Below are 7,946 nucleotides of genomic sequence, written 5' to 3' on the forward strand. Positions count from 1 at the left end.
AGGACCTTCATGCGGTGCTCCCTTTTGGTTTAGAGACGTTTGACATATGGCGGCGTGAGTAGACGTCCACCGCAAAAGACGCAAGGTTTACGTTGACGTAACGGTCAATTTGGCGCGGTTTTCATTTTGTAATGTTTGCGTTTCGTGTATCACGTGTGTTCGTTCATTGGCGCAGCTCGGCGCGCCCCAACCTCCAAGCCGGAAAGGAGACCAAGCCATGACCAGCCCCCGTCTCCACATCCAGCTTTCAGGTTCACATGAACATTCTCCACGTGCTGGCGCGCTGCGCCAGACGGGTTTGGCCCTTTTCCGGTAAACCAAAGGTCCCTTCAGATACCCAATCCGACAAAAGGCGCGCGCATGCGATCCTTCACACGATACCGCCGCCACATCTTCTGAAGGATGTCGGCGCGGATGACGGCTAGCTGTCTGCGCCCCTGGCCATCAGGGCGGCGAGGTCCTTGCCCGGTGCGGCGCCCTTCAGGAAGCCGAGCGTGCCGGGGCCGAGGAGTTCCTCCCCTGCCCTGACCAGCGCGCCATAGGCCGTGTTGGCGAGGGCGGAGCCCATGCTGACGCGCTTGACGCCAATCGCTTCAAGCTCCGCCATCGGCACGAAGCCGACGCGCGGGCCCATCAGCACATTGAGGGGCCGGTCGACGGCGGACAGCACGGTCCTGATATCGTCCATGGTCTTGAGGCCCGGCGCGTAGAGCACATGGGCGCCCGCCTCCTGATAGGCCTGCAAGCGGGCAATCACGTCGGAAAGGTCCGGCACGCCGGTGAAGAAATTCTCGGCGCGGGCTGTGACGAGGAAGGGGAACGGCAAGGCATTGGCGGCCTCGACGGCGGCGCGCACGCGGTCTGCCGCCTCGGCAATCCCGTATTGCGGCCGGGCGCTGTCGCCCGTGAAATCCTCGATCGAGCCGCCGACCAGACCGGCCTCGGCGCCAAGGCGGATCGTCTCGGCGCAGGTTTCCGGGCTGTGGCCGAAGCCGTTCTCGAGGTCTGCCGTCAGCGGCAGCGGCGTTGCCGGGGCAAGCGCGCGGATATGGGCGAGCTTCAGGTCGCGGGTGATCTGGTAATCGGCGACGCCCGTGTTGGCGGCAAAGCCGGCGCTGGTGGAGGCGAGGGCCTTGAAGCCAAGCCCGGCAAGCATGCGTGCCGAGCCGACATCCCAGGGATTGGGCAGCACGAACATGCCCGGATTGTCGTGCAGGGCCTTGAAGGCGAAAGCCTTGTCCTTTTGCGTGGTCATCTCTGTGTCCCTCCGTTTGCGTACCAGTCTGGTCGCATGGGCGCGCAAGGACAAGCCACCCGATTCCTGCGCGTGGCAGGGCTGCCGAAACGCTTAAGCGGGCGGCTCGTTATTGGCGGCCAGCACTTCGCCTGCGAGATAGAGCGAGCCACAGATCAGGATACGGTCGGCGCCTGTTGCGGCTGCGGCACTGACGGCTGCATTGAGGTCGGCGCAGGCGGTGACGTTCAGGCCTGCCGTGCGCGCCGCATCGGCAAGGTCGTGCGGCTCGGCGCCGCGATGGCCGGGCGCATTGGGCAGGGTGAAAACGTCCGGCTTCAGGTGGCGGAAGGGCAGGAAGAAACCTGTCGCATCCTTCGAGGCGAGCATGGCCGTGACCAGCACCGTTCGCCCCGGCAGGGTTTTCAGATGGTGCGCAATCGCCCGCGCCGCATGCGGATTATGCCCGCCATCGAGCCAGACTTCCGCGTCAGGCGCCAGTGCCGTCACCGGACCCGGCTTCAGCTTTTGCATGCGGGCGGGCCACGTGGCCGTGCGCGCGCCTTCGAAGATGGCGTCCTGGCTGATGCGGGTGGAGGCGCCGAAGAGTTGCATGGCCATGGCGGCGAGCGCCGCATTGCCGCGCTGGTGTTCGCCGATCAGGGAAATGTCGTCCGGCATGGCATCGATGAAGTGCGCCTTCAGCCGGTAGAGCGGGGCGCCGAGCCGGGCCGCCTCATTGGCAATCACCTCGTCGCACACTTTACGCTGGATGGCCGTCACGACCGGCCGGCCCGGGCGGATGATGCCCGCCTTCTCGCCCGCGATCTTGCGGATGTCGGAGCCGAGGAAGGCTTTGTGGTCGAAATCAATCGGCGTGATGACGCAGAGCGCGGGCTTGGCGATCACATTGGTCGCGTCATAGCGCCCGCCAAGGCCGACCTCGAGAATGAGAAGATCAGCCGGCACTTCGCTGAAGGCCAGCAGGGCCGCTGCCGTGGTTGCCTCGAAATGCGTGATCTGGAGGCCCTGAACGGCCTCGAAGGTGCGGTCGAGCCAGGCGATCAGGCGCGCATCGTCGACAATCTCGCCCGCCAGCCGGATACGCTCGTTGAAGCGCACGAGATGGGGCGACGTGAAAACGTGTACGGTAAGGCCGGCTGCCTCGGCCATGGCGCGCATGAAGGCCGAGGTCGAGCCCTTGCCGTTCGTGCCCGCGACATGAATGACGGGCGGCAGCCTGTCCTGCGGGCGGCCGAGCGCCTCAAGCGCGGCCTCGACCCGCCCGAGCGACAGCTCGATGGTTTTAGGATAGAGCCCTTCGAAACGCGCAAGCGCTGCGGCAAGGGCCGCATTGTTTCCGATCAAGCAGACTTGCCTTTGGTCTCCGCGGCCTTGGGCACATGGGTCTTGGGCTGGCTGAGCGCTGTGATGCGCGCATCGTCGCGGCGGCGCGAATTGGGCAGGAGATGCGACAGGATACGCGTCAGCGTCGCCTTCATCTCGCGCCGGTCGACAACGATATCGACCTGGCCTTTTTCGCGCAGGAATTCCGAGCGCTGGAAGCCCTTGGGCAGGCTCTCGCGGATCGTCTGTTCGATCACGCGCGGGCCGGAAAAGGCAATCATCGCGCCGGGCTCTGCCAGATGGATGTCGCCCAGCATGGCATAGGAGGCCGAGACACCGCCCGACGTCGGGTCGGTCAGCACGACGATATAGGGCAGTTTGGCTTCGGCCAGTTCGTTCACCGCGAGCGTCGTGCGTGGCATCTGCATCAGGCTGAGCGTGCCTTCCTGCATGCGGGCGCCGCCGGAAGCAGTGCAAACCACAAAGGCGGCCTTACGGGCGAGCGCCATTTGCGCAGCGGTGACGAAGGCTTCGCCTGCCGCCATGCCGAGCGAGCCGCCCATGAAGTCAAAATCCTGAACCAGCAGAACGGTCGGCACGCCGCCGATCTTGCCATAGGCGGCGACCATGCAGTCATCCTGCAGGAGCGGCGCACCACCATTTTCAGTTTCCCGCTTCTCGCGCGCGGCAATCTTGGCCTTGGCGGCCTTGATGCGGGCCGGATAGGGCTTGTCGTCCTTGAATTTCAGCGGGTCAGACGGGACAGGCGGCAGGGCCAGCGGCTCCCAGCGCTCTTCATCGAACAGAAGGCGGCAGCGCGTGCGCGGACTGATGCGCATATGGGCGCCGGCGGGCGTGACCCACCAGTTCTCTTCAAGATCCGTCTTGTAAACAAGTTCACCCGACGCAGGACATTTGACCCAGAGGTCGTCCGGCGTCTCTTTCTTGGCGAGCATGGTCTTCAGGCCAGGGGGAGTGACCTTCGTGATCCAGTTCATGCCTTAACTCCTTAAAGACCGTAACAGCCTCTACGCTTTCACCACCGCAGCGATCGCTGCGCTCAGTTCCCCTGCCAATGCGCCCATTCCCCGCGGCGCTTTTGAATAATCACCCGATTCGTGGGCTGACTGAGCATGCTCCACGAAAGCGGAGCCTACGACAACCCCATCCGCAATTTTAGCCATTTCTGCAGCCTGTGCACCATTTTTCACACCAAAACCAACGCAGACGGGCAATCCTGATACGCGCCGCACCATCTCGACGTTCCCGGCGATCGATTCCGGATCGGCCGAGCCGGCCCCTGTGACACCGTTAACGGCGACAAAATAGACAAAACCCGAGGCGCCATCGGCGACTTTCGCCATGCGCGCTTCGTGTGTGGTCGGCGTCGCAAGCCGGATGACAGAGAGGTCGTGCCTGGCATATTCGGCGCGCAGCTCGGCATCTTCTTCCGGCGGCAGGTCGACAAGGATCGTGCCGTCAATACCGGCGGCATGGGCCGCTTCGGCGAAGGACGCATAGCCAAGTGAGTGAACCGGATTGGCATAGCCCATCAGGATGACAGGCGTGTCCTGATCGGTTTCGCGGAAACGCGCGACGAGACCGATGACATCAATCAGCTTGGTATGATTGGCGAGGGCGCGCAGACCGGCCCGCTGGATCGAAGGACCATCCGCCATGGGATCAGTAAAGGGCGCACCGATTTCGATAATGTCGGCGCCATTGTCGCGCAGGGCCTGCATGGAGGCAAAGCTGGCCTCAAGGTCCGGGTCGCCGGCCATGAGGTAAGCAACCAAAGCTGCGCGTTTCTCCGCTTTAACCTTGTCAAAGCGCGCCGTAATTCGGGAAGTGGGCATCAGGAATCCGTATTTTCGTTGACCCAGGCCTCATAAGGCGCGGAGACATGGGCGCAAGGCAGCGCGACGATGGCCGGCACCTCATAGGGGTGGATCTCGTTCACGAGCGCCTCGATCCCGGACCAGTGCGCCTCAGGCGCCTTCATCCAGAGAACGAACTCGAAAGCGTGTTCGACCACGCCTTTCCAGCGATAGGTGGAGGTGACCGGCCCTTCAAGATTGGCGCAGGCCGACAGGCGGCGCTCGACGGCAGCGTCAGCAATTTCCTCGGCGACGCGGCGGGACGGGCAGGTAACGCGGATGAGGAGAATGGTCATGTCAGATTTCGAACCCCAAGGCCTTCGCCACGCTGAACACGTCCTTGTCGCCGCGACCGCAGAGATTCATGATCAGGAGGCCGTCCTTGTCCATAGTGTCGAGCACGTCGCCCAGGCGCGCGATCGCATGCGCGGGCTCCAGTGCCGGGATGATGCCCTCAAGCTGGGTACAAAGCTGGAATGCAGCCAGCGCTTCGTCGTCAGTGCATGAAAGATACTCAGCCCGGCCGGTATCGCGCAGGAAGGCATGCTCCGGCCCGATGCCCGGATAGTCGAGCCCGGCGCTGATCGAGTGGGCGTCAACGATCTGGCCGTCATCGGTCTGCAGCAAATAGGTGCGGTTGCCATGCAGGATGCCGGGCTTGCCGCCATTCAGCGCCGCCGCATGCTCGCCGGTCTCGATGCCGTGGCCTGCCGCCTCGACGCCAATCAGGCGCACGCCTTCATCATCAATGAAGGGATGGAACAGGCCGATGGCGTTGGAGCCACCACCTATACACGCCATCACGGCGTCCGGCAGGCGGCCTTCGCGCTCAAGGATCTGCTGGCGGGCTTCGATGCCGATAATGCTCTGGAAGTCGCGCACCATTTCCGGATATGGGTGCGGGCCGGCGGCCGTGCCGATGCAGTAGAACGTGTCGTCCACATTCGTCACCCAGTCGCGCAGGGCTTCGTTCATCGCATCCTTCAGCGTGCCCGTGCCGGACGAGACAGGCACGATCTCGGCGCCGAGCAGGCGCATGCGGAACACGTTCGGCTTCTGGCGCTCGACATCCGTCTCGCCCATGAAGACCACGCATTTCAGGCCGAAACGCGCGCAGATCGTCGCCGTGGCGACGCCGTGCTGGCCGGCGCCGGTCTCCGCGATGATGCGTGTCTTGCCCATGCGCATGGCCAAGAGGACCTGCCCGAGACAGTTATTGATCTTGTGCGCGCCGGTATGGTTCAGCTCGTCGCGTTTGAAATAGATCTTGGCCCCGCCGAAATGCTCGGTCAGGCGCTCGGCAAAATAGAGCGGCGACGGGCGGCCGACATAATGGGCCCACATGTCGTCTATCTGCGCCTTGAAGGCCGGGTCGAGCTTGGCCGCCCGGTATTCCTTCTCCAGGTCCAGGATCAGCGGCATCAGCGTTTCGGCGACATAGCGTCCGCCGAATTCGCCAAACCGGCCGTTTGCGTCCGGCCATTTGTCCCAGGTATTGCGCAGGTCCATCGTCATGCCTCTATTTCCTGTCCCCATGGCGCGGCAGGCGCGCTCAGGGCTGCTTCGCGGCGCGGATGAAGGCCCGCACCAGCTCTCTGTCCTTTAACCCTCGTACCCGCTCGACGCCAGAGGAGACATCAACGGCGGGCGCTCCTGTCGCGGCAATAGCTGAGGCGACATTGTCCGGCGTCAAGCCGCCCGCCAGCATCCAGGGCGCCGCAGGCTGCCAGCCTTCAAGGATTGTCCAGTCGAACACCTGCCCATGACCGCCGCTATAGGCCGCGTCCTTCGGTGGCTTGGCATCGATCAGCAGCCGGTCTGCGCCGGCGAACGTATTGGCGGTGTCCAGATCGGCGCGTGTGGCAACGCCCAGCGCCTTCCACACTTCCCGCCCGGTGCGCGCCTTGATCTCGGCCAGCCGCTCCGGCGTCTCGGCGCCATGCAGCTGCAGGACCGGGAAGCCGAGCGCCACAATCGCGTCGACCTCGGCATCAGGCGGCTCGACCAGCAGCGCCACGGGCCGCGCCTTGCCGACCTGCAGCAACAGGCTCGCCGCCGCTTCCGGCGTCACACGGCGCGGACTGCCCGGCACGAAATTGAACCCGATCCAGTCTGCCCCCTCGCGCGCCGCAAAGCGCACGAGGTCCGGGTCGGTAAGGCCGCAGATCTTAACGTGTGTCATCACAGCCCGTTACGCCAGCGCCGGGCCTACGTCCACACTTCGGGGCTTCAGGTGGGCGCCCGGCGCGTTAACCCATTAACGCCCTTTAACAAAGTGTGCTGCAATTGCCACAGCAGGATTCAGCACACAGAGAGGGCGGGAACGCAGCGGTCAGGGCGCCCGTTAGCGCACCATGTCCCGAGCAGTTCGGGATGCCTAAACCAAAGGATTTCCTCCCATGAAAAAGCTTTTGATCATTTCATCGTCTGCGGCTGCCATCGCCCTTGGCCTTTCGGCCCCGGCCGTCGCGCAGGAAGATACCGGCCTCTATATGCAGGGCGGCTACTCGTATGTGAACATCGAGCCTGACGGTGCGGATTCCGGTGTCGACACGAACGCCATCACGGGCCGCGTCGGTTACCAGTTCACACCCATGTTCTCGCTCGAAGCCGACCTGACATCGGGCATCGACGATGGTGAGTTTGACTACAATGTCGACGAGGACGACTTCAATCTCGACGACAATGACGACACCGACCTCAATGACGTGATCGCCGCTTCGGGCGATCTCGGCCTGAACTATCTCGTCGGTCTCTATGGCCGCGCCAGCGTTCCACTGACCGAGCGCCTCGATGTCTCGGCCCGCGCCGGTTATGCCTATATCGACGTTGATGCCACGGTCGTCACGCCCGGCGGCACGACGCTCGGCGTGATCGAGGATTCAGCTGATGGCCTGGCTCTCGGTGCAGGTCTCACCTATGACCTGACCGACAACTGGCAGCTGCGCGGTGATTACACCTATTACGACTTCGAAGACACCGACACGGGCGCCGCAACGATTGCGGTTGGCTACAAGTTCTAAGCCTGCCTGATCGCCTGAAGGAATGCGCCGGTCTCCATAAGGGGGCCGGCGTTTTTCTTGGCGCCATATGGAACCCGTCTGCAGCGGCACTCATTGGAAAGGGGACGACAGACCCTTATCTCTCCATATTGGAACATACAGGAAACGGAAATCGACATGGCCAATGGCTGGGCGCGGGATGGCGCCGTACAGGATCAGATCGACGACAGTATCAAGGATGCCGTGCGCAATGCGCGCGCCAGCATTCCTGCAGGCGCAAGCGCCACCCATTGCGACGAATGCGAGGAACCCATTCCCGAAGCGCGCCGCAAGGCGGTTCCGGGTGTCCGCACCTGCGTGAAATGCCAGTCGGAGCGCGACAAGACCCGCGTCCATTCCGGCATCAACCGCCGCGGAAGCAAGGACAGCCAGCTGCGCTAGGCTTGCAAATTGTCCGGGTTAATGAGCGGCTCGAGACATAGGTGA

Annotated in this window: 9 protein-coding genes; 2 read left to right on the forward strand and 7 right to left on the reverse strand. The window is 63.5% G+C overall.

Translation table 11 applies throughout. The annotated features are described in order from the left end of the window. Positions 1-421: 421 nt before the first annotated feature. From HY30_RS14040 to HY30_RS14070, 7 genes are all read right to left on the reverse strand, one after another. Positions 422-1,255, reverse strand: coding sequence for an isocitrate lyase/PEP mutase family protein (locus HY30_RS14040; RefSeq protein WP_034741940.1), 834 nt, complete (start codon positions 1,253-1,255; stop codon positions 422-424). Between the two features lie 93 nt (positions 1,256-1,348). Further along, positions 1,349-2,602 carry a bifunctional folylpolyglutamate synthase/dihydrofolate synthase gene (locus HY30_RS14045; protein WP_034741943.1) on the reverse strand — a complete coding sequence of 418 codons (1,254 nt, stop codon included), beginning with the start codon at positions 2,600-2,602 and terminating at the stop codon, positions 1,349-1,351. Further along, positions 2,599-3,579, reverse strand: a complete 981-nt coding sequence (locus tag HY30_RS14050) for an acetyl-CoA carboxylase carboxyltransferase subunit beta (protein WP_034741946.1) — start codon at positions 3,577-3,579, stop codon at positions 2,599-2,601. Before HY30_RS14050 ends, HY30_RS14045 begins: the two co-directional genes overlap by 4 nt. A 30-nt stretch (positions 3,580-3,609) precedes the next feature. After that, the gene (gene trpA / locus HY30_RS14055; protein WP_034741948.1) at positions 3,610-4,437 is read right to left on the reverse strand and encodes a tryptophan synthase subunit alpha; all 828 of its coding nucleotides are present in this window, start codon (positions 4,435-4,437) and stop codon (positions 3,610-3,612) included. Continuing rightward, on the reverse strand, positions 4,437-4,754 hold the full coding sequence (gene cutA / locus HY30_RS14060) for a divalent-cation tolerance protein CutA (protein ID WP_034741951.1): 318 nt from the start codon (positions 4,752-4,754) through the stop codon (positions 4,437-4,439). The genes trpA and cutA overlap by 1 nt, the downstream gene beginning before the upstream one ends. A gap of 1 nt (position 4,755) precedes the next feature. After that, positions 4,756-5,973 carry a tryptophan synthase subunit beta gene (gene trpB, locus HY30_RS14065; protein WP_034741954.1) on the reverse strand — a complete coding sequence of 406 codons (1,218 nt, stop codon included), beginning with the start codon at positions 5,971-5,973 and terminating at the stop codon, positions 4,756-4,758. A 37-nt stretch (positions 5,974-6,010) separates the two neighbouring features. Beyond that, positions 6,011-6,640, reverse strand: a complete 630-nt coding sequence (locus HY30_RS14070; protein WP_034741958.1) for a phosphoribosylanthranilate isomerase — start codon at positions 6,638-6,640, stop codon at positions 6,011-6,013. A gap of 217 nt (positions 6,641-6,857) precedes the next feature. Here HY30_RS14070 and HY30_RS14075 point away from each other — a divergent pair, with 217 nt between their 5' ends. Together HY30_RS14075 and HY30_RS14080 are read left to right on the forward strand one after the other, a co-directional pair. Continuing rightward, a complete protein-coding gene (locus HY30_RS14075; RefSeq protein ID WP_034741961.1) occupies positions 6,858-7,481 on the forward strand; it encodes a porin family protein in 624 nt (207 codons plus the stop codon). Positions 7,482-7,637: 156 nt separating this feature from the next. Then, complete coding sequence (locus HY30_RS14080; RefSeq protein ID WP_034741963.1) at positions 7,638-7,901, forward strand: DksA/TraR family C4-type zinc finger protein; 264 nt, start codon at positions 7,638-7,640, stop codon at positions 7,899-7,901. Positions 7,902-7,946 lie beyond the last annotated feature (45 nt).

The sequence above is a fragment of the Hyphomonas chukchiensis genome, from assembly GCF_000682695.1.
In the GTDB taxonomy this organism is placed as follows: domain Bacteria; phylum Pseudomonadota; class Alphaproteobacteria; order Caulobacterales; family Hyphomonadaceae; genus Hyphomonas; species Hyphomonas chukchiensis.

Bases quoted from the DNA above. Each gene is read 5' to 3' on its own strand.
- HY30_RS14040 (WP_034741940.1), bottom strand. From the start codon at position 1,255: ATGACCACGCAAAAGGACAAGGCTTTCGCCTTCAAGGCCCTGCACGAC.
- HY30_RS14050 (WP_034741946.1), bottom strand. From the start codon at position 3,579: ATGAACTGGATCACGAAGGTCACTCCCCCTGGCCTGAAGACCATGCTC.
- trpA (WP_034741948.1), bottom strand. From the start codon at position 4,437: ATGCCCACTTCCCGAATTACGGCGCGCTTTGACAAGGTTAAAGCGGAG.
- cutA (WP_034741951.1), bottom strand. From the start codon at position 4,754: ATGACCATTCTCCTCATCCGCGTTACCTGCCCGTCCCGCCGCGTCGCC.
- trpB (WP_034741954.1), bottom strand. From the start codon at position 5,973: ATGACGATGGACCTGCGCAATACCTGGGACAAATGGCCGGACGCAAAC.
- HY30_RS14070 (WP_034741958.1), bottom strand. From the start codon at position 6,640: ATGACACACGTTAAGATCTGCGGCCTTACCGACCCGGACCTCGTGCGC.
- HY30_RS14075 (WP_034741961.1), top strand. From the start codon at position 6,858: ATGAAAAAGCTTTTGATCATTTCATCGTCTGCGGCTGCCATCGCCCTT.
- HY30_RS14080 (WP_034741963.1), top strand. From the start codon at position 7,638: ATGGCCAATGGCTGGGCGCGGGATGGCGCCGTACAGGATCAGATCGAC.